The following is a 20,149-nucleotide window of genomic DNA, read 5'->3' as shown; positions in this document are numbered from 1 at the left end:
CTGCCCGGCCTGGCGGACGCGCTCCGCGAGGCCGGCGAGCACGCGCGGGGGCTTGCCGCGTTCGCGCTCGGCATGAACGGCGCGGCCGCCGCGCCGGCGGTGCCGGCGCTGATCGAGGCGCTCGGCGACGCGAGCGAATGGGTGCGCCGCAACGCCGCGGAGGCGCTCGGCATGATCGGCGAGCCGGCCGAGTTGACGGTGCCGGCGCTCGTCGCGCTCTTGACGGCGTCGGTCGAGGAGGAAGCGCAGGCCGAGGAGGGCGGCGCGGTCGCCAATCCGAACCAGTACGTCGCGAACCAAGACTACATCGCCAATAAGCTCGGCTACACGGCGGCGTTGTCGCTGCTGCGCATCGGCAGGCTGGGCGATCCCGCGCTGGTCGTCTCCGGCTTGCGGGCCGGCCTCGACAGCCGCGACCGCTATACCCGGGCGTACGCGTTCGAAGCGCTGACGGCGATTCGCACGCCGGAAGCGGTCGACTGGCTTATTCGCTGCTACCGTACCGCCCGGTGGTGTCCGGACACGCACAAGGCGAGCACGTTCTAAGCGCCGCTCCGGCGGCGGCGCCCCCTCATGCGCGGCCGGCTTGTTTCGGCCGCGCCAAGCGGAAGGCGCGCAAATCGCCCCGAGAACGCAAAAATTGAGCGTTGACCTGCCCCGGGTACGGGGTTATGCTAACCGTTGAAGCAGTTTACGAGCCGGTCCCTGCCGGCGCTCGGAAAATTCAACGGTTAGAGGTGACGATTTGAACGGTTCTTGGCGCAAACAATGGACGTCGGACGTGAAATTGAACGTGCTCGCGGGCATTACGGCCACGCTGGCCCTGATTCCGGACTCGCTGGCATTCTCGTTCATGGCGGGCGTCCCGCCGACGGTCGGCATTTACGCATCGATCTGCATCCTGCTCGTCATAACGTTTCTCGGCGGGCGGCCCGGCATGATCTCCGCCGCCGCGGGTTCGATGGCGGTGCTGATGCTGACGCTCGTGAAGGAGCACGGCATCGCCTACTTGTTCGCGGCGACGGTGCTGACGGGCGTCTTGCAATATTTGATGGGCGTCTTCAAGCTCGGCAAGCTGGTGAACTACGTGCCGAAACCGGTGCTGACGGGCTTCGTCAACGCCCTGGCGATTCTGATCTTCATGTCGCAGCTGCGGTATTTCGATCACGCGAACTGGACCATGTACGCGCTGGCGGCCGCGGCGCTGCTCATCATCTACGTGCTGCCGCGCTTCTTTAAAGCCGTGCCGTCGCCGCTCGCGGCCGTCGTCCTGCTGACGATCGCCGTCTGGGCGTTCGGCATTCACGACGTGAACCGGATCGGCGACATCGCGGCGATCGACGTGTCGCTGCCGTCGTTCCTGCTGCCGGACGTGCCGTTCACGTGGGAGACGCTGGGCATCATTTTGCCGTATTCGCTGTCGCTGGCCGTCGTCGGCTTCACGGAGACGATGCTGACGCAGAATTTGCTCGACGAGACGACGGGGGAGCGGACGGACAAGAACCGCGAGATGCGCGGCCAAGGCATCGCGAACTTCGTCGCCGGCTTCTTCGGCGGCATGGCCGGCTGCGCCCTCGTGGCGGAATCCGTGCTGAACGTGCGCATGGGGGGCCGGAACCGGTTGTCCACGCTCGTCGCCGCGCTGTTCCTGCTGCTGCTCGTCGTCGTGCTGGGCGATCTGCTGTCGCTCGTGCCGATGGCCGCGCTCGTCGGCATCATGCTGATGGTGTGCGCGGCGATCTTCGATTGGAAGTCGATCTTCAAGGTGCGCGACGTGCCCGTAGCGGAAACCGCGGTCATGGTCCTTACCGTCGCGGCGGTCGTCGTGACGCATGACCTGGCGGTCGGCGTCATCGTCGGCGTCGTCGCGAGCGGCATCTTCACGCTGATACTGCGCCGATCCCGGAGACGGGAGCGGAACCGCGCGATCGAAGGGTAGGGATGCGGATGCCGGGCGGCGGCCTTTACGAGACGCGGTGGCGGACGAACGGAGATTACCGTCCGAAAATCGTCGCGTACTATTATAAGCAGTGGGACGACTTTCACATGGCGTTCCATACGCACGACTGGACGGAATTCATGTACGTCCTCTCCGGAACGTGCACGGTCGAGACGCCCGGCGGCGCGATGGCGATGCGCAAGGGCGATCTCATCCTGCTGGATGCGGGGGTGTCCCACAAGCTGATCGTCGGCAAGGACAGTCCGTGCCGGATGCTGAACGTCGAATTCTCGTTCAAGCCCTGCGACGGCATATTTCCGTCCATGAAGCAGCTGGCCGACAGCGACGCCGGATTCGCGGCGTTCTTGGCGCGCGGGCTCGGCACGATCGTGCTGCGGGATTCCGCGGACGTGCAGCAGATTCTGAAGAGCCTCGTGCTGGAGCTCGATATCGTCGGCGCGGGCGTGGGCAAGGAGAACATGACGAACCTGCTCATCTCCCAGCTGCTCCTCCGCGTCGCGCGCTTGACGGCGGAAGGCGCCGAGGACGGCCCGGACCGGCAGATTCACCGCTACGTCCGCATCGCGGCGGAGTACATCCACCAGCATTACGACTGCGACATTCAGGCGAAGGACATCGCGGCGGCGGTCAATCTGCACCCGGTCTACCTGCAGCGGATTTTCAAGGCGAACATGGGCGTGTCCCTAACGGAATACTTGGCGGAGCTGCGCGTGGAGAAAGCGAAGATGCTGCTGGCCCGCACCGACGTGCCGATCATCGATATCGCCGATTACGTCGGCTTGAACAGCCGCCAATATTTCAGCATGCTGTTCAAAAAGATGACCGGCCTGTCGCCAGCCGCGTACCGCAAGTCGCAAGCGTCCATTCAAGCGTTCTCCGGAGAGCCCGAAGCCGGGAGCACCGGAAGTTGAGATAGTTGACATCCCGCCCGCAAACCCGTTGCAAATGTGGAAACGCCTTCTTTTCTTGCCTGCTACAATGAGGGTAGTGAGATTCACCACCCCCAAACGGCGAAGAGGAGGCTTTTTTCATGTCTTTTAAAGTAGCGTTTGTCGGCGCGGGCAGCATCGGATTTACGCGCGGCTTGATGCGCGATTTGCTCGCGGTGCCGGAGTTCAAGGATATTCAAGTTGCGTTTACAGACATTAACGCGCATAATCTCGACATGGTGACGCAGCTCGTCCAGCGGGATATTAACGAGAACGGCTTGTCCATCGAGATTCAGGCGACGACGGACCGGCGCGAAGCGCTGAAGGACGCGCGGTATGTGTTCTGCGTCGTGCGGATCGGCGGTCTGGAAGCGTTCCAGCATGACGTCGACATTCCGCTCAAGTACGGCGTCGACCAATGCGTCGGCGACACGCTGTGCGCCGGGGGCATCATGTACGGCCAGCGCGGCATCGCGGCGATGCTCGAGATCTGCAAGGACATCCGCGAAGTGGCCGAGCCGAATGCGCTGCTGCTCAACTACGCCAATCCGATGGCCATGCTGACGTGGGCCTGCAACAAGTACGGCGGCGTCCGCACGATCGGCCTGTGCCACGGCGTGCAGGGCGGCCATCACCAGATCGCGCGCGCCCTCGGCCTCGAGAAGAAGGACGTCGACATCATCTGCGCGGGCATCAACCACCAGACATGGTACGTGTCCGTCAAGACGAACGGCGTCGATCGCACCGGCGACCTGCTGGAAGCGTTCGAGAATCATCCGGAATTCAAACAGACGGAGAAGGTGCGCATCGACATGCTGCGCCGGTTCGGCTACTATTCCACGGAATCGAACGGCCACTTAAGCGAATACGTGCCGTGGTACCGCAAGCGTCCGGACGAGATCAAAGACTGGATCGACCTCGGCAGCTGGATCAACGGCGAGACCGGCGGCTACCTGCGCGTCTGCACGGAGGGCCGCAACTGGTTCGAGACGGATTTCCCGAACTGGATGAAGTCCGACCCGTACGTCTACTCGGCCGAGAAGCGCGGCGAAGAGCACGGTTCCTACATTATCGAAGGGCTGGAAACCGGCCGCGTCTATCGCGGGCACTTCAACGTCGTGAATAACGGCGTCATTACGAACCTGCCGGATGACGCCATCATCGAAGCGCCGGGCTACGTCGACCGCAACGGCATCAACATGCCGGTCGTCGGGGACCTGCCGCTCGGCTGCGCCGCCGTGTGCAACGTCAGCATCTCCGTCCAGCGGCTGGCCGTGGAAGCCGCCGTTCGCGGCGACGACAAGCTGCTGCGCCAGGCGATGATGATGGATCCGCTCGTAGGCGCGGTCTGCAATCCGAAGGAGATCTGGCAGATGGTCGACGAGATGCTGGTCGCGCAGGCGAAATGGCTGCCGCAGTATACGGCCGCGATCGAAGCGGCGGAACAGCGGCTGGCGTCGGGCGACCGCGTCCCGACGCGCGAAGGGTACCAAGGGGCGGCGCGCCTCAAGACCAAGACGGTCGAAGAGCTGATGCAGGACCGCGAAGCGGCGACCCGCAATGCCGGCGAGTCCGACAAGGCGAAGGAACGTCCGGCAGCCGCGCACTGAAATCGTACCTCCTAACCAAAAGGCTCCGCACGCTACGGTGGGTAACACCGGGCATGCGGAGCCTTTTTACCATAAGCGGCGGATTAACGTTTCGGATAAAGGGCATAATCGACCGAAGTCGGCACATCGATCAGAATGAGACGCAGCGGCGCGTCGGGCTTGGCGGAGAGGACGATCTCGTCCGAGCGGTCCGCCCGCACGAGGACGAAATCCTTGTGCTTAACGTCGGTCCGGTTGTCCGGCTGTCCTTCGTAGGACCATGTGCCGTCGCCGCGAATGGCAAGCGCCGTCAGCGTGCGGCCATCCTCGACCGAATGACGATATACGGCGCCCGGCGCGAGCTCGACGTCCCACATGCGGGCGTCGGCGACGATGGCGATCGGCGAGCCTTCGCCGATGACGGTTTTCTGCGTGAAGCCTTCGCCCGCGCGAATCGGGAAATCCTCATGCTCGTACTGATGATAGGTCGGCGTCGTTTTGAGCGCTTCTTGGATCGACGGCTCGAACCAGATTTGGAAGCCTTCCATGTCCGGGCCGATGAAGCGTTCTTCGTGGCTGACGCCGGAGCCGGTTTGCATGAGCTGCACCCCGCCGGCGCCGATGGAGCTCTTCGTGCCGAGCGTATCGCCGTGCTCCGCTTTGCCGGCCACGACGTACGTCATGATTTCGAAGGCTTGATGCGGATGAAGCGGAATATAGCCGTCGTTTTGGGCATGCGCCCAAGCCCAGTAGAACAGCGTGCTGACCCGTTTCACGACGGAGCCTTCGCCGGAGAAGCCGATCGGCTTCTGCTCGGTGATTTTCCCGCCGTCGAAAGCGCCTTTCGCCTGTAAAGTCGGACCGTATACGAGCGTTTGCATGTTGCATGCCTCCTGTTTGTTGTGGCTTTCGTCCATCGCGTTTGTTTGCGTTAATTTTTAAGGAATCGCGTATTCGCCGGGCCCGACGAGCGCGACGCCGATGGCGACGGCGATTAGAATGACGTTATATTCCATGCCGTTCTGCCTGACCCAGTAGCCGTGCCGGAAGTGGATGGACGCGATCGCGCCGAGCATCGTCAGCACGATGAGCACGGCGGCGACGACCACCCATAAGCCGAGCGCGAACAGCAGGCCGCCGAACAGTTCGGCCAATCCCGCCAGCAGCGCGATCGCGAGTCCGGGCTTTAAGCCAATGGAACTCATCCAGCCGCCGGTGCTCTTCAGGCCGTAGCCCCCGAACCACCCGAACAGCTTCTGCGTGCCGTGTCCGGCCAGCGTCAACCCGACCGCCAGCCGAATGATCAATAATCCAAGCGCGATACCGATTGCGATCTCCTCCGAGGGGATGCGCGCATCCCGAATGTTTTCGTGTCCGTTCATGCTGCCGGCCGTTCTCGCTTCTCAATGCCGGCGGGCGATCGCTACGTAAAACTGTTCTGCGCGGCGATCCCCAACTTTTTTAGCAGTTCGATCGCTTGGCGCTGTTCGTCCGGCGTCAGGCCGTGCACCGCTTTCGCGATCGCCTCGGTATGGGGCGGGAACGCTTCTTCGATGAACCGTTTCCCTTCCTCCGTGATTTCCGCGAACGTGACGCGCCGGTCGGTCGGGCACGCTTTCCGCTTGGCGAGCCCCTTGTCGGCCAGCTTGTCGATCACGTACGTAATATTGCCGCTCGTCATAAGGATCTTCTCGCCGATTTGCTGCAGAGGCTGCTCCCCTTTATGGTACAACAGCTCCAGAACTGCGAATTCCGTCGGGTTCAGCCCGCGTTTGCGGATATCCTGATGCACGTGGGCGGTGACCCATTGATGCGCCCGGGAAAGCGTAATAAACAACCGGAGTTCGTTCTCTCGGTCGGTTGCCGTCATGTGATGCCACCTCGCTCGCTTCGTTTTCTCAATATTCATTATCTTTATTTAAAGATAAATCTTTTCGGTCGAAAAGTCAAGCCGGTTCGCGGGGGGAGGCTATCGTTCATTCAAAGCGAGTCAGCGTCATCCGGAAGTCTCGGGCCGGGGGGATTCGCCGACCAACCGATGCAGCGGATATATTAATGAAGAAACGGGTAAAAGAAAGCATGACCGCGTGTGCGAATGCGGCTCGAAAGCAGGCAAAAACGTTGTCTCGTAGATGAAGGCGCTGCGGCAGCGACGATATCACGGAAGAAAGCGAAGGACAGGATGAACCGCGGGACGCTGCAGAGGATGGTTCTAACGAGAAGAGTAAGAGGAGGAGAGAATAGCGATTGCAGACGATTCGAACCGCATGGTCGGCGGCGCAGCGTGTATCTTAGAATCGGGGATTTCTGCCGAAACGGATAAAATCCGCGGGCCGGGCCTGACATTACCAGGAAAACGAATTTTTTTCTTCATTATATATAGGAAAACAAGAAGACCGGAGCGTTCTATTCGCGCACCCCGGCCATATCCCTTATCGAAACCGTGGGCTTTATTTCTTCGGCGCGGCTCGTCCTTGCTGAACGTCGAGCGGAGCCGGTACATCGTTGCCGCCGGCGAATTGATGCTTCACGAGCTGGTTGAAGGAGGCAAGCCACGGCTTCAGCGAACGGCCGGCCCAAGCTTCCTGGGCGTACTGCACCAAGTGGTTGTTGAATTCCTTGTTCGCCGAGATATGCACTTCCTGCACTTCGGGCGCCAGCTTGCGGATATGGATCGCGATCGTCTGCTTCAGCTCGCCGGACAACTGGTTATGGTCGTTGACGGTGAAGTAGGAGTTATAAGGCGTCGCGATCCGCTGGTTATTCCAATAGGGGCTGCCCGTATCGTTATTGTACACGCCCTCGGTCGAGCCGGTGTTATCCTGCTCGCGCTTGCCTCCGGCACGGTGCGTGTGCGTCGCGGTCCAATCGGTCGTGATGCCGACGTAGGCGTTCTTGTCCGTCAGCATGACAAGCGCGCCCGCCACGCCGTTGATATTGGAGACGTCGTTGGACAGCAGGGAGCTGTATTCGAACCAGGCGTTGTCGTGCTGGCCCGGCATGCTGCTCATCGAGCCGTACATGCGGCTGCCCAGCATCTTCGGATCCCCTTTGTTCTGACTGCCGTAGTCGTAGGTGCTGTTCTGTACATAGCGTTGATAATTGCAGCCGCCGATGACGGCGAGGCATAACGCCGCGGCGGCCAGCAGGGTCATGAATCGTGCTTGCTTCTTCATCAAAAGGTCGCTCCTTTCGTCAGCCTATCCTTAGAATGGGCGACGAAACTTCAAATATGCATGGGGGAGCGATACATAAAGAACCATGGTTTAGGCACACAATGAAGGATAGACATGGAGCCTCAATACCGTGAATTGGCAAGGGGAAAAACGCCGAAAATCAAGGATTTTCAGGCTATGAGAACATTTTGTGAACATCTCTGGGAAGATTGACAAAAAGCACCTGCAACTTTATATTTATTAAAGTGATTAGATTGCGGAAGTTGTCTAAACATCAGGATTTGCAAGCAGCAGAGCCGCTTTTTGCACCGTCTACGGCTGCTGTCAAAACGTAAAAAGTGGGGTTGATTGATGATGAATCGGTGGCACGTTCTAAAACGGCTATTGCCGCTTCTGGCCGGAATGGTGTTGCTGCTGTCAGCTTGCGGACGAGCTGACCTGTCGACGCTGAGACCGCAAGGGCCGGTAGCCGAAGAACAGTTCGGACTAATGAAACTTACGATCACGATCATGGTTATCGTCGTTCTGGTCGTATTTGCAATCGCTGGATACGTAATTCTTCGTTATCGCCGCCGCCCGGGGGATAAGTCGATCCCGGTTCAAGTGGAAGGCAATCACAAGCTGGAGATTATCTGGACGGTTATTCCGATTGTGCTCCTGATCATTATCGGGATTCCAACGGTCAATTCGGTATTCGGTCTGGCTAAAGACTACACGAAAGACCCGAATGCCATTCAAATTAACGTAACCGCGCACCAATACTGGTGGGAATTCGAATATCCGAAGCTCGGCGTCAAAACCGCCCAAGAGCTCTTGATTCCGGAAGGCACGATCATCTCGGTGGAAGCGAAGACGGCGGACGTTCTTCACTCCTTCTGGATTCCGTCCCTGGCCGGCAAGACCGACACGAACCCGGGCGGAAACGTTAACACGATGTACTTCAAAGCCGACCATACCGGCGTATTCCTCGGCAAGTGCGCAGAGCTTTGCGGTCCTTCGCACTCCCTGATGGATTTCAAAGTGAAAGTCGTGGACAAAGCTTCGTTCGATCGCTGGGTAGCGGCAATGAAAAATCCGGTTGCGCTTCCGCAAGATCAAGAAGTCGCGGACTTGCTCAATAAACAATGTCTGTCCTGCCACGCCATCGGCGGCAACGGCGGACCTGCGTTCCCAAACCTGACGGGCATCGGCGGTCGCCAAACGGTAGCCGGCATCCTGGTCAACACGGACGACCCGAAATACAAAAACGAAGGCACGGTCGAGCATAACCTCGAAAAGTGGATCTCGGATCCGCAAGCGGTTAAACCAGGCACGCTCATGCCGAAGGTCGATCTGACCCAGGATCAAGTGAAAGCCATCGCTAAGTACTTGGCGGGATTGAAACTAGACTATTAAACAGTGACGGAATGAAGGAGGTACCTACTTTGGCTCACGCACATACGGTTAAACGGTATAGCGGCCTGATGGACTGGCTAACGACCGTTGACCATAAAAAGATCGGCATTCTGTACTTGATCGCCGGCGGCTTCTTCTTCCTCGTCGGCGGCCTGGAAGCGCTGATGATCCGGATTCAATTATGGAAACCGCTCAACGATTTCGTAGCGGCGCATACGTTTAACGAATTGCTGACGATGCACGGTACGACCATGATCTTCCTCGCGGCGATGCCGATCATCTTCGCGCTGATGAACGCGATCGTGCCGCTACAGATCGGCGCGCGCGACGTCGCGTTCCCGTTCGTCAACGCCATCGGCTTCTGGACGTTCTTCGCGGGCGGCGTCCTGCTGAACGTCAGCTGGTTCGCCGGCGGAGCGCCGGATGCGGGCTGGACGTCGTACGCGCCGCTCGCCACGCCGACATTCAGCGGCGGACACGGCGTCGACTACTACGTCATCGGTCTTCAAATCGCCGGTATCGGAACCTTGGTCGGCGGCATCAACTTCCTGGCCACGATCATCAACATGCGCGCGCCGGGCATGAGCTTCATGCGGATGCCGATGTTTACCTGGACGGCGTTCATTACTTCCGCGCTGATCCTGTTCGCTTTCCCTGCGCTGACGGTAGGTCTGGTCGCGATGATGTTCGATCGGCTGTTCGGCGGCAACTTCTTCGAACCGACTAACGGCGGCAACGCCGTTCTCTGGGAGCATATCTTCTGGATTTTCGGACATCCTGAGGTATACATCCTGATCCTTCCGGCCTTCGGCGTCATCTCCGAAGTCATCAGCACGTTCTCGCGCAAACGGTTGTTCGGTTACAGCTCCATGGTCTTCGCAACGGTGCTGATCGGCTTCTTGGGCTTCATGGTATGGGCGCACCATATGTTCACGACGGGCCTCGGGCCGGTCGCGAACGCGCTGTTCTCCATCGCCACGATGCTGATCGCCGTGCCGACGGGGATCAAAATCTTCAACTGGCTGTTCACGATGTGGGGCGGTTCCATCCGGTTTACGACCGCCAACCTGTTCGCCGTCGGCTTCGTTCCGACGTTCGTCATGGGCGGCGTTACCGGCGTCATGCTCGCTGCCGCACCGGCGGACTTCCAGTATCACGATTCCTACTTCGTCGTTGCCCACTTCCACTACGTAATCGTAGGCGGCTTGATTCTGGGCTTGTTCTCCGGCCTGTTCTACTGGTGGCCGAAAATGTTCGGCCGCGTGCTGAACGAAGGGCTCGGCAAGCTTTGCTTCTGGACCTTCTTCATCGGCTTCCACCTGACGTTCTTCGTGCAGCACTTCCTCGGCCTGATGGGGATGCCGCGCCGCGTATGGACGTATCTGGACGGCCAAGGCTTCAATAACTTGAATATGATCAGTACGATCGGGGCGTTCCTGATGGGCCTCGGCACGATCTTCTTCCTGCTGAACATCGTCATCACGTCGCTCAAGCCGCGCAACGCGGTGAACGATCCGTGGGAAGACGGCCGCACGCTGGAATGGTCGATTCCGTCCCCGGCTCCGGAGTACAACTTCGCGCAGACGCCGCTGGTTCGCGGTTACGACGCATTCTGGAAAGAAAAGATGGACGGCAAGAAGGAAATGCTGCCGGCCGAGCCGCTTGGCTCGATCCACATGCCATCGCCTTCGATTCTTCCGCTCATCATGGCAGTCGGCCTGTTTATCGCCGGTCTGGGCTTCATGTACGGCAAAGGCGATTACGGCGACGGCTTCAAGGCGTTCCTGTTCAATAACCATATCGTAGCGATTCTCGGCTTGGCGATTACGCTGGCCTGCATGTTCCTGCGTTCGGTTTACGACGATCATGGCTTCCATATCGAACCGGATGAAATTACTGGGGATAAGGGGGTAAAAGCATGAGCGCACATTCGCACGTAGACGGCAAATTGCCGCACGAGCCCGAGAAAGCGACGCTCGAGGCGCGCAACAAGGTACTCGGCTTCTGGCTGTTCCTTGGCGCCGAAACCGTATTGTTCGGTACGCTCTTCTCCGCGTTCCTTGCGCTTCGCCATCAAGTCGGCGACGGCAACCCGACTTCGCAAGAGCTGTTCGAGCTTTCCATTACGGCTTGGGCGACGTTCATTCTCCTTACGTCTTCCTTGACGAGCGTGTTCGCGATTCAGGCGATGCACATGAACAAAGTGAAGGCGATGATTACGTGGCTGGTCGTCACGATTCTGCTCGGCGCGGCATTCCTCGGTCTCGAGGTATACGAGTTCGCGAACTACGTGGATGAAGGCCACAAGTTCTCGACTAGCGCGTTCAGTACGTCCTTCTATACGCTAGTCGGCTTCCACGGCGCGCACGTCTTGTTCGGGGTTCTCTGGATCCTGCTTCTGATCCTGCAGATCTTCAAAAAAGGCTTGACGGTGGTAACGGCTCCGAAGATATATGTAGCCGGTATTTACTGGCACTTTATCGACGTCGTGTGGGTATTCATCTTCACCGTCGTGTATTTGATGGGAAAGGTGGGCTAAAGAATGTCCGAACAACATTCCGCAGTCGAAGAGCAAAAGCATCACAAACACGAAGGTCCAAAGAAACACATCGTCGCGTTCATCATGTCCATCCTTCTGACAATCATCGCGTTCGCGATGGTTGCGGCGGGCGAAATCAATACCACGTTCATCTATATGTTCCTGGTTCTTATGGCTGGCATCCAGGTCTTCGTCCAAATGGGCTTCTGGATGCACATGAAGGATCGCGGTCACGCGTTCCCGATTATCGGCATTCTGATGGGTGTGTTCGTCGTATTCACGATTGTCATCATGGCCGAATACTGGGCTTGGTGGTAAAACGTCCATAAATTGAAGAGGGGGAGGTCCTTGCCGACCCCTCTTTTGTTGTAAATGAGTGTTGCCTTGGAAAGGGGTACCAACATGCTCGGATTGCAATATTTCAGCTTTGAAGAGTTGTGGAGCCCATGGTTTTTCTTCTTGATGACAGCGTTAGTCATCCTTTATTTCTACTTAGCTGGACCTTGGAAGGAAAAGCATGCGCCGTCGGAGCCGAAAGTCACCGGCGTACAGAAGACGTTGTTCGTGTCGGGCATGGTGTGTTATTACATGGCCCAAGGCGGACCGCTCGAGCTGCTAGGCCATTTGATGTTTACGTTCCATATGGTCGACATGTCGTTATCGTATTTGATCGCGCCCCCGCTGCTGCTGCTCGGCATTCCCGCGTTTATTTGGCGCCGGGCGTTCCGGGCGTCCTTCTGGTCCAAGCTGGATTGGGCGATGCATCCGATCTTCACGCTCGTGCTGTTTAATATGCTGTTCTCGCTCTACCACGTCCCGGTGGTGCATGATTACGTTATGACGCATTTCACCGTGCATCGAATCTACTATTTGGTATTGCTTGTCACTTCGTTTATGATGTGGTGGCAGATCGCTTGTCCGGTGCCGGAATGGCATCGCTTGACGGACGTGCGGAAAATGGCTTATATCTTCGCGAACGGGTTGCTGCTTACGCCGGCCTGCGCGCTCATTATCTTCTCGGGTCAGTCCATGTACGCGACGTACAACGATCCGGCAGTGTGGGCGAAAGCCATGGGCTATTGCGTAGCGGGCGATCCGACGATTCTATTGTCGAAGTTTTCCGGCCCCAGCTTCTTCAATCTATTGTCCCCGAAGGACGATCAACAGCTTGGCGGCGTCATTATGAAGCTCGTTCAAGAAGTCATGTACGGCTGCATCCTGGCCTATGTCTTCTTTCAATGGTATAAAAAAGAGCACGGAGATTCGGCGGATGACGAAATTCCCGACAACGGCGCTTTGAATTAAACGCATATTTGTGCAGAAACGGACGGGATGCATCTTGTCAAAGTACGATATTTTGCCTACAATCAGTACCTCTTTCATCGTCATCAGCGCGATTCTGGTCGCGATCGGCTGGAATCTCGCCATCAAACGCAAACTGGAAGCGCATAAGAAAGTGATGCTTGCCGGCGCCGTCTCCGCGCTGCTTTTCTTCCTGATTTATATGTCTCGCACGGTGTTCGTCGGCAACACCGACTGGGGCGGCTCGGACGAAATGAAGCCGTATTATCTGACGTTTCTCTTCTTTCATATCGTTCTCGCGACGGTCGGCGCGATCTTCGGCATCACGACCTTAACGCTCGCATTCCGCAAGAGCTTCAACAAGCACCGAAAATGGGGACGGATCACATCGGTCGTCTGGTTTTTCACGGCCATTACGGGCGTCATCGTCTATGTGCTGCTCTATCTGATGTACCCGGGCGGCCATACGAAGCCGGTGCTGGACGTGCTGTTCGGCGGCTAATCCGCAATAGACAACGCCATCGCGTAACTAGCGGTAAATCTCCTTGTGAGGTTTACCGCTTTTTTGTACAATAAATGTTAGTTAGCAACATCTCTTGTTTGTTTCGAACAGGGAGGGAGAGCCGATGCTGCTGCACGGCAAGCGGTACACGAGAAGGGAAATCGAGGCGCGCGTGGGAAGGATCGAGCAGATCGGCGGCATTCGAAAAATGACGCTGGCGGAGGGGAACGAGTCGGGAACGTCGATCCTCGCGGTGCGGACCGGTGCGGGACTCGCGTACGACGTCACGCCGGATAAGGGGCTGGATATATCGGCGGCTTCGTTCGCGGGCGAATCGCTAACCTGGCAGTCGGCGAACGGCGACGCGCATCCGTCCTACTATGACGATCACGGAACCGGCTGGCTGCGAACGGCCGCCGGCGGGCTGTTCATGAGCTGCGGCTTGATCAGCGCGGGATCGCCGAGCACCGTGGACGGCGTCGCCTATGGACAGCACGGCCGCGCGCATCATACGCCGGCGAAGCAGGTGGCCGCGGAAGCCGTCTGGGTCGGCGACGAGCTGGAGCTCCGCGTACGAGGGGTCGTGGAGGAGACGTCGATATTCGGCGGTCACTTGCGCCTGCGGCGCGAGATTCGGAGCCGCCTCGGCGAGAACGCGATCGAAATCCGCGACGAGGTGGAGAACGCCGGCTTCCGGCCTTGTCCGCATATGATGCTGTACCATTTCAATTTCGGGTATCCGCTCCTGACGGAGGCGACGCGGATCGCGTTTCCGGGCAGTCGCGTTACGCCGCGGGATCCGAATGTCCCGCTTGACGGGTACGATCGGTGGGAAGCGCCGTCGCCGGAGTACGAGGAACGCGTCTATTATCACGAGCTGCCGAAGACGGCGGACGGCCGGGCGGAGGTCGCGCTGCATCAGCCGCAGTTTCCGCTTGGCGCAGGGCGATCGGCGCCCGTGACCGTCAGGCTGGCGTGGAAGACGGACACGCTGGCGCGCCTCGTGCAGTGGAAGATGCCGGGGGCGGGCGTGCATGCGCTCGGCATCGAGCCGGCGAACTGCGGCGTGGAAGGCATGGCGGTCGAACGGGAACGCGGCACGCTGCGATTAATGGAACCGGGCGAGACCGCGCGCTACGAATTGAAGCTGTCGATCGAATGACGATCGGCGAGGAGGATAGGCAATGAGCTTGAACGATAGGCAGCGGCAGCTGCTCGGCATGCTGGAGAGCGCCGGCGAAGTGAAGGTCGGCGGGTTGAAGGAGCATTTCGGCGTGACGGAGATGACGATCCGCCGGGATCTCGAGAAGCTGGAGCAGGCCGGCTACGTGAAACGGACGTTCGGCGGCGCGATCTTGGCGTCGAAGGACGTCGCGATCGGCGACCGGACCGGCGTAATGACCGACGAGAAGCAGGCCGTCGGCCGCGCCGCCGCGTCGCTGGTGAAGGAGAACGAAGCCGTCTTCATCGACGGCGGAACGACGACGCTCTACGTGGCTCGCTACTTGAAGGCGGAGCAGAACGGCACGGTCGTGACGAACGCGCTCAATATCGCGATGGAGCTGCTGGAGCGGAGGATCACGACGGTGGTGACCGGGGGAATGGCGCTCGAGGCCACGTCGACGCTGGTCGGGCCGGGAACGGTCGAGGCGATCGGCAAAATGGCGTTCGACCGCGTGTTTCTCGGCGCGACCGGACTGACGGCGAAGCACGGCTTCAGCAATTCCAATCTGTACGAGGCCGAGATCAAGCGGATGGCGATCGCGCAGGCGGCGGAGGTGAACGTCGTCCTCGACCATACGAAGTACGGGGCGAAGGAGCTGTTCTCGTTTGCCGCGCTCGGCGAAGCGCACCGGATCATCGCCGACGCGCAGCCGGACGGGGAACTGCTGCAGGCTTGCCGGGACCAGGGCGTCGAGATATGGGTCGCCAGCCACCATGTTTGAATCGAACGTTTGAATAGACAGATTCCAACTCGTGAATTAAGATAATGTTATAAACGAACATTGTTTGTTCTAACGGAACTGAGGGAGATGGATGCGGATGTCGGTCAAACCAAGGCTTAACCGGATGTTCAGCGAGCAGGGGAAATGTTTCGACGTGGCGGTGGATCACGGGTTTTTCAACGAAATCTCGTTCTTGAACGGCATCGAAAACATGCGGGAGGCCGTGCGCGCGATCGTGGAGGCGAACCCGGACTGCATCCAGCTGAGCATCGGGCAGGCGAAATGGCTGCAGGAGGTGCCGGGCAAGCGGAAGCCGGGGCTCGTGCTGCGCACGGACGCCGCGAATATCTACGGCACGGAGCTGCCGAGCTTCCTGTTCAGCGAGCTGATCGACCGAGCGATCGAGAAGGCCGTAGCGCTCGACGCCGTCGCGGTATGCGTCAACCTGCTGCTGCTGCCGAACCAGCCGGAGCTGCATCGCCAATGCGTGCGCAACATCTCGCTGCTGAAGAGCGAATGCGAGAAATACGGCATGCCGCTCATGGTGGAGCCGCTCGTCATGCTGCCGAACGAAGCGAAGGGCGGGTACATGGTTGACGGGGACATCCGCAAAATCATGCCGCTCGTACGTCAGGGCGTCGAGCTGGGCGCCGACGTCATCAAGGCGGATCCGTGCGACGACGTGTCGGAGTACCATCGCGTGATCGAGGTCGCGTCCGGCGTGCCGGTGCTCGTGCGCGGGGGCGGCCGGGCAAGCGACGAAGAGATCGTCGCCCGGACGGTCGAATTGATGCGGCAAGGCGCTTCCGGCATCGTGTACGGCCGTAACGTCATCCAGCACCCGGATCCTGCGGGCATGACGAACGCACTCATGGCGATCGTGCACCACGGCGCGCCGGCGGAACAGGCGCTGGCGATGCTGGCCGGCGGGGAGGCGCGGTAGCCATGAGCAAACGAATGATCCGTTTCGGGGTTATCGGCTGCGGCTTGATGGGTAAAGAATTCGCAAGCGCCGCCGCCAGATGGCTGCATCTCGAAGGCGTCGGCTTCGAGCCTCGCATCGTGGCGGTGTGCGACGCGAATCCCGCGGCGACGGAATGGTTCACGCGCCAGGTGCCGAGCGTGGAGCGCGCGTACGGCGACTACAAGGAGCTGCTTGCGGACGACGCGGTCGAAGCGGTCTACTGCGCGGTGCCGCATCACCTGCACGCGCAGCTCTACGTCGACATCATCGAAGCCGGCAAGCATCTGCTCGGCGAGAAGCCGTTCGGCATCGACGCGGCCGCGAACGCGCGCATCGGCGCCGCGCTGGCGGCCCATCCCGGCGTCGTCGTGCGCTGCTCGTCGGAATTTCCGTTTTACCCCGGCGCGCAGCAGGTCGTTCAGTGGGTGAACGAAGGCCGGTTCGGCCGCATCATCGAGGTGGAGGCCGGCTTCTGGCATGCCAGCGACCTCGATCCGGCGAAGCCGATCAACTGGAAGCGCCGCATCGCGACGAACGGCGAATACGGCTGCATGGGCGATCTCGGCATGCACGTGCTGCATCTGCCGCTGCGCTTTGGCTGGCGGCCGGCGAACGTGCGCGCGCTGCTGAGCAAAATCGTGCCGGAACGCCCGGACGGCAAAGGCGGCACCGTGCCGTGCGAGACGTGGGACAACGCGATTCTCGCTTGCGACGTCCGGACGGAGGACCAGCGGTTCCCGATGGTGCTCTCGACGAAGCGGATCGCGCCGGGGCATGCCAACACGTGGTTCATTCGCATCCAGGGCACGGAGCTGTCGGCGGAATTCAGCACGAAGCATCCGAAGCAGGTGGCGTCCCTGCCGTATTCGCCGGGCCGGCCGCAGGCATGGCATATCGTCGACGCGCCGTATAAGTCGGCGTACGGCACGATTACCGGCGGCATCTTCGAATTCGGCTTCTCCGACTCCATCCTGCAAATGTGGGCGGCGTTCTGCGACGAGCTGGCCCACGGCGCGGACGGCATGTCGCAGCCGTTCCGCTGCGCGACGCCGGAGGAAGCGCTCGGCAGCCACCGCGTCTTCACGGCGGCGCTGGCCTCGGAGCGCGACGGCAGTACCGTGGCGATCGATTGGGGGAATTGACCGTGAGCGGAACGGCTAGGCGCGGAGCGGCCGAGGTCGTCGTCGCGGGGCATATTTGCCTGGACGTCATTCCGGCGATGCCGGAGATGAAGGACGGGATGGGGACGATGCTCGTCCCGGGCAAGCTGGTCGACATCGGCTCGGCGCGCATCGCCGCCGGAGGCGCCGTCTCCAACACGGGGCTCGCGCTGCACCGGCTCGGCGTGCCGGCGAAGCTGATGGGCAAGATCGGCGACGATCTGTTCGGCGGCGCGATCGCGCGCGTGCTGCGGGACTACGGGCAGGAGCTCGCGGACGGCATGATCGTCTCGCCGGGCGAGCCGACGTCCTATACGCTCGTGGTGAGCCCGCCGAACATCGACCGCATCTTTCTGCACTGCACCGGCGCGAACGACACGTTCGCCGCGGACGACCTGCGGGAGGAAGCGCTGGAAGGGGCGCGGCTGTTCCATTTCGGCTATCCGCCGCTCATGCGGCGAATGTACGCGGACGGCGGCGGCGAGCTCGCCGGGCTGCTCGCCAAGGCGAAGGGGCGCGGGCTGACGGTGTCGCTCGACCTCGCGAAGCCGGACCCGGCGTCGCCGGCGGGAGAAGCCGATTGGCGCGGCATTTTTGTGAAAGCGCTCCCGTACGTTGACGTGTTCCTGCCGAGCTTCGAAGAGATTCTCTACATGCTGCGGCGGGAACGTTACGACGCCTTGGCCGCGGCGCATGGCAGCGACCTGCTGCCTTTCGCCGACGGGCCGCTGCTGCGCGAGCTGGCGGAGGAGCTGCTGGCGCTCGGGGCCGCCGTCGTCGCGCTGAAGCTCGGCGAGCACGGCCTCTATCTGCGGACGACGGACGACGCCGCCCGGCTGGCCGCGATGGGCGCCGTGACGTCCACGGCGCCGCTCGAATCGTGGAGCGGCCGGGAGCTGCTGGCGCCGTGCTTCGAAGTCGCGGAGGCCGGCACGACGGGCGCCGGCGACTGCACGATCGCGGGCTTTCTCGCCGGCCTGTTGAAGGGGCTCGGCCCGGAGGCGTGCGTCGGCGGCGCGGTTGCCGTCGGGGCCTGCAACGTGGAGCAGGCGGACGCGACGAGCGGCGTCCCGTCGTGGGAAGCCGTGCAGGCGCGCATGGCCGCGGGCTGGCGCAAACGCGGCGTGAGGCTGTCGCTGCCGGGCTGGCGGGAGGACGAACAAGGGATATGGCACGGACCGGCAGAAAAAGGATTTCGGCAGGGATGACTGGAAATCATTATGCGGATACTATAATACCAGGAGGGTGACGGCATGAAACGCAGCGAAGTCGTCGCGGCGCAGCATCGCGCCGCGGATATGTTGGACGCGATCGGCATTATTTTGACGCCGCAGGAGAGAGAACACGTCGAGGTGGCGGAGTTCGGGCTCGGCAAGTTGGAGCTTCAGGGCCTGCAGCTCGTCACGTATATCAATACGGACCGTTATTGCGCGAAGGAGCTTGTCTTGTTCCCGAACCAAACCTGTCCGGAGCACCTGCATCCGCCGGTCGGGGACGATCCCGGCAAGACGGAAACGTTCCGCTGCCGGCACGGCGTCGTCTATTTGTACGTCGAAGGCGGCAACGGCGGCACGATCCAGGCCGAAGTGCCGGCCGGAAGCGAGTCGTTCTACACGGTGTTCCACGAGATCGAGCTGCATCCCGGCCAGCAGTACACGATTCCGCCGGGCACGAAGCATTGGTTCCAGGCGGGGGAGACGGGCGCGATCGTTTCGGAGTTCTCGAGCACGAGCCGGGACGAATTCGATATTTTCACGGATCCGAACGTGGTGCGGATTCCCGTCGTCACGGAGGACTGACCGAATCGTAACAACAACCCGCAACAGCAGACCGTAAAAGCAAACCGTAGAAGCAAACCGTATCAGCAAACCGTAATAGCAAACCGTAATAAGCAAAACCGGCATCCCCTAGCGGATGCCGGTTTTTTCGCGCAGCACTTGCTCGACCTTGGCGAGATGCCGCTCCATGAGGGAGGCGGCGAGCGCCTCGTCGCGGCTCGCGACGGCGGATACGATCGACCGGTGCTCCTCGAGCAGCCGGCTCGCGGACCGATGCTCCGCGTAGAACCAGAGCGACCGCGTGTCGCGCATGCTCTCGTGCAGCCGCTCCGACAGCGACTTCATGAGCTCCGCCAGCATCGGATTATGCGTCGCCTTCGCGAGCTGCTCGTGCAGCCGCACGTCGGCCTGCTCGCCGAACGCTTCGTCGCCCAGGCGCTCTTCCATCTCCCGCAGCGTCGCGTTCATAGCGGCCAGGTCGTCGTCGGTGCGGTGCTTCGCGGCGAGGCCGGCGCAGCCGGTCTCGAGCACCTTGCGCACCTCGAGCAGCTGAAGCAGCGAATCCGCGCGGTCCAGCCACGCTTCCTGCGCGAACGCGGGCTCCTCCGGCGGGGACTTGACGTACGTGCCGCCGCCCTGGCGGATATCGAGCAGCCCTTTCGCTTTCAGCGCGCTCTGCGCTTCGCGGATCGTGGAGCGGCCGACGCCGTATTCGGCGGCGAGGTCGACGACCGACGGCAGCTTGTCGCCGGGCGACAGCTCGCCGGAGGTCAGCTTGAGCAGCAGCTGCCGGGCGACCCACTCGTTGCTCTTGAGCGGGCGTTCGTGATTGGACATGAAGCGGGCCTCCTTGGCGCGTCGATGGTGAATGCATGGCGGATGCAGGTGCGAAACCGGCATTTTCGGGGT

The 20,149-nt window shown here is 60.8% G+C and carries 21 protein-coding genes; 16 read left to right on the top strand and 5 right to left on the bottom strand.

The features are described 5' to 3' along the window. The 4 genes from I8J29_RS26150 to melA form a co-directional block, all read left to right on the top strand. Window positions 1-546 (top strand): HEAT repeat domain-containing protein (locus I8J29_RS26150; RefSeq protein ID WP_208850307.1); only part of this gene is annotated, 546 nt, incomplete at its 5' end. Between the two features lie 199 nt (window positions 547-745). After that, complete coding sequence (locus tag I8J29_RS26145) at window positions 746-1,939, top strand: SulP family inorganic anion transporter (RefSeq protein ID WP_208850306.1); 1,194 nt, start codon at window positions 746-748, stop codon at window positions 1,937-1,939. Window positions 1,940-1,941: 2 nt separating this feature from the next. Continuing rightward, the gene (locus I8J29_RS26140; RefSeq protein WP_240546502.1) at window positions 1,942-2,871 is read left to right on the top strand and encodes an AraC family transcriptional regulator; all 930 of its coding nucleotides are present in this window, start codon (window positions 1,942-1,944) and stop codon (window positions 2,869-2,871) included. 119 nt (window positions 2,872-2,990) lie between these two features. Next, complete coding sequence (gene melA, locus I8J29_RS26135; RefSeq protein ID WP_208850305.1) at window positions 2,991-4,499, top strand: alpha-glucosidase/alpha-galactosidase; 1,509 nt, start codon at window positions 2,991-2,993, stop codon at window positions 4,497-4,499. An 83-nt stretch (window positions 4,500-4,582) separates the two neighbouring features. Here the strand turns inward: melA and I8J29_RS26130 are convergent, their stop codons facing one another. The 4 genes from I8J29_RS26130 to I8J29_RS26115 form a co-directional block, all read right to left on the bottom strand. Next, complete coding sequence (locus I8J29_RS26130) at window positions 4,583-5,359, bottom strand: pirin family protein (RefSeq protein WP_208850304.1); 777 nt, start codon at window positions 5,357-5,359, stop codon at window positions 4,583-4,585. A gap of 57 nt (window positions 5,360-5,416) precedes the next feature. After that, complete coding sequence (locus I8J29_RS26125; protein ID WP_208850303.1) at window positions 5,417-5,860, bottom strand: DoxX family protein; 444 nt, start codon at window positions 5,858-5,860, stop codon at window positions 5,417-5,419. A 41-nt stretch (window positions 5,861-5,901) separates the two neighbouring features. Continuing rightward, complete coding sequence (locus tag I8J29_RS26120; protein WP_208850302.1) at window positions 5,902-6,348, bottom strand: MarR family winged helix-turn-helix transcriptional regulator; 447 nt, start codon at window positions 6,346-6,348, stop codon at window positions 5,902-5,904. A 580-nt stretch (window positions 6,349-6,928) separates the two neighbouring features. Then, window positions 6,929-7,654: a hypothetical protein gene (locus I8J29_RS26115; RefSeq protein ID WP_240546501.1), complete on the bottom strand. Its 726-nt coding sequence runs from the start codon at window positions 7,652-7,654 to the stop codon at window positions 6,929-6,931. A gap of 351 nt (window positions 7,655-8,005) precedes the next feature. Here I8J29_RS26115 and coxB point away from each other — a divergent pair, with 351 nt between their 5' ends. The 12 genes from coxB to I8J29_RS26055 all read left to right on the top strand — a co-directional run bounded on the left by coxB (window position 8,006) and on the right by I8J29_RS26055 (window position 19,261). Beyond that, complete coding sequence (gene coxB / locus I8J29_RS26110) at window positions 8,006-9,049, top strand: cytochrome c oxidase subunit II (protein WP_090644912.1); 1,044 nt, start codon at window positions 8,006-8,008, stop codon at window positions 9,047-9,049. A 68-nt stretch (window positions 9,050-9,117) separates the two neighbouring features. Beyond that, window positions 9,118-10,971, top strand: coding sequence for a cytochrome c oxidase subunit I (gene ctaD / locus I8J29_RS26105; RefSeq protein WP_177222306.1), 1,854 nt, complete (start codon window positions 9,118-9,120; stop codon window positions 10,969-10,971). After that, window positions 10,968-11,588 (top strand): cytochrome c oxidase subunit 3, encoded by a 621-nt coding sequence (locus tag I8J29_RS26100; RefSeq protein ID WP_090644906.1) that lies wholly within the window; start codon window positions 10,968-10,970, stop codon window positions 11,586-11,588. Before ctaD ends, I8J29_RS26100 begins: the two co-directional genes overlap by 4 nt. 3 nt (window positions 11,589-11,591) lie before the next feature. Continuing rightward, complete coding sequence (locus tag I8J29_RS26095; protein ID WP_208850301.1) at window positions 11,592-11,906, top strand: cytochrome C oxidase subunit IV family protein; 315 nt, start codon at window positions 11,592-11,594, stop codon at window positions 11,904-11,906. Between the two features lie 84 nt (window positions 11,907-11,990). Further along, window positions 11,991-12,893 carry a cytochrome c oxidase assembly factor CtaG gene (gene ctaG, locus I8J29_RS26090; RefSeq protein ID WP_208850300.1) on the top strand — a complete coding sequence of 301 codons (903 nt, stop codon included), beginning with the start codon at window positions 11,991-11,993 and terminating at the stop codon, window positions 12,891-12,893. A gap of 34 nt (window positions 12,894-12,927) precedes the next feature. Beyond that, window positions 12,928-13,392, top strand: a complete 465-nt coding sequence (locus I8J29_RS26085) for a DUF420 domain-containing protein (RefSeq protein WP_208850299.1) — start codon at window positions 12,928-12,930, stop codon at window positions 13,390-13,392. Window positions 13,393-13,516: 124 nt separating this feature from the next. Beyond that, entirely contained in the window at window positions 13,517-14,554 is a 1,038-nt protein-coding gene (locus I8J29_RS26080; protein WP_208850298.1) for an aldose 1-epimerase family protein, read from the top strand. 22 nt (window positions 14,555-14,576) lie between these two features. Continuing rightward, a complete protein-coding gene (locus I8J29_RS26075) occupies window positions 14,577-15,338 on the top strand; it encodes a DeoR/GlpR family DNA-binding transcription regulator (protein ID WP_208850297.1) in 762 nt (253 codons plus the stop codon). Between the two features lie 97 nt (window positions 15,339-15,435). Beyond that, a complete protein-coding gene (locus I8J29_RS26070; RefSeq protein ID WP_208850296.1) occupies window positions 15,436-16,281 on the top strand; it encodes a class I fructose-bisphosphate aldolase in 846 nt (281 codons plus the stop codon). A gap of 2 nt (window positions 16,282-16,283) precedes the next feature. Next, a complete protein-coding gene (locus I8J29_RS26065) occupies window positions 16,284-17,444 on the top strand; it encodes a Gfo/Idh/MocA family protein (RefSeq protein ID WP_208850295.1) in 1,161 nt (386 codons plus the stop codon). A gap of 2 nt (window positions 17,445-17,446) precedes the next feature. Further along, on the top strand, window positions 17,447-18,670 hold the full coding sequence (locus tag I8J29_RS26060; RefSeq protein ID WP_338113287.1) for a carbohydrate kinase family protein: 1,224 nt from the start codon (window positions 17,447-17,449) through the stop codon (window positions 18,668-18,670). Window positions 18,671-18,715: 45 nt separating this feature from the next. Next, window positions 18,716-19,261, top strand: a complete 546-nt coding sequence (locus I8J29_RS26055; RefSeq protein ID WP_208850294.1) for a D-lyxose/D-mannose family sugar isomerase — start codon at window positions 18,716-18,718, stop codon at window positions 19,259-19,261. A gap of 108 nt (window positions 19,262-19,369) precedes the next feature. Here the strand turns inward: I8J29_RS26055 and I8J29_RS26050 are convergent, their stop codons facing one another. Next, on the bottom strand, window positions 19,370-20,077 hold the full coding sequence (locus tag I8J29_RS26050) for a FadR/GntR family transcriptional regulator (RefSeq protein ID WP_208850293.1): 708 nt from the start codon (window positions 20,075-20,077) through the stop codon (window positions 19,370-19,372). Window positions 20,078-20,149: the final 72 nt, after the last annotated feature.

This window comes from Paenibacillus artemisiicola, from assembly GCF_017652985.1.
Taxonomy (GTDB): Bacteria; Bacillota; Bacilli; order Paenibacillales; family Paenibacillaceae; genus Paenibacillus_Z; species Paenibacillus_Z artemisiicola.
This window is presented reverse-complemented; position numbering and strand designations above follow the sequence as displayed.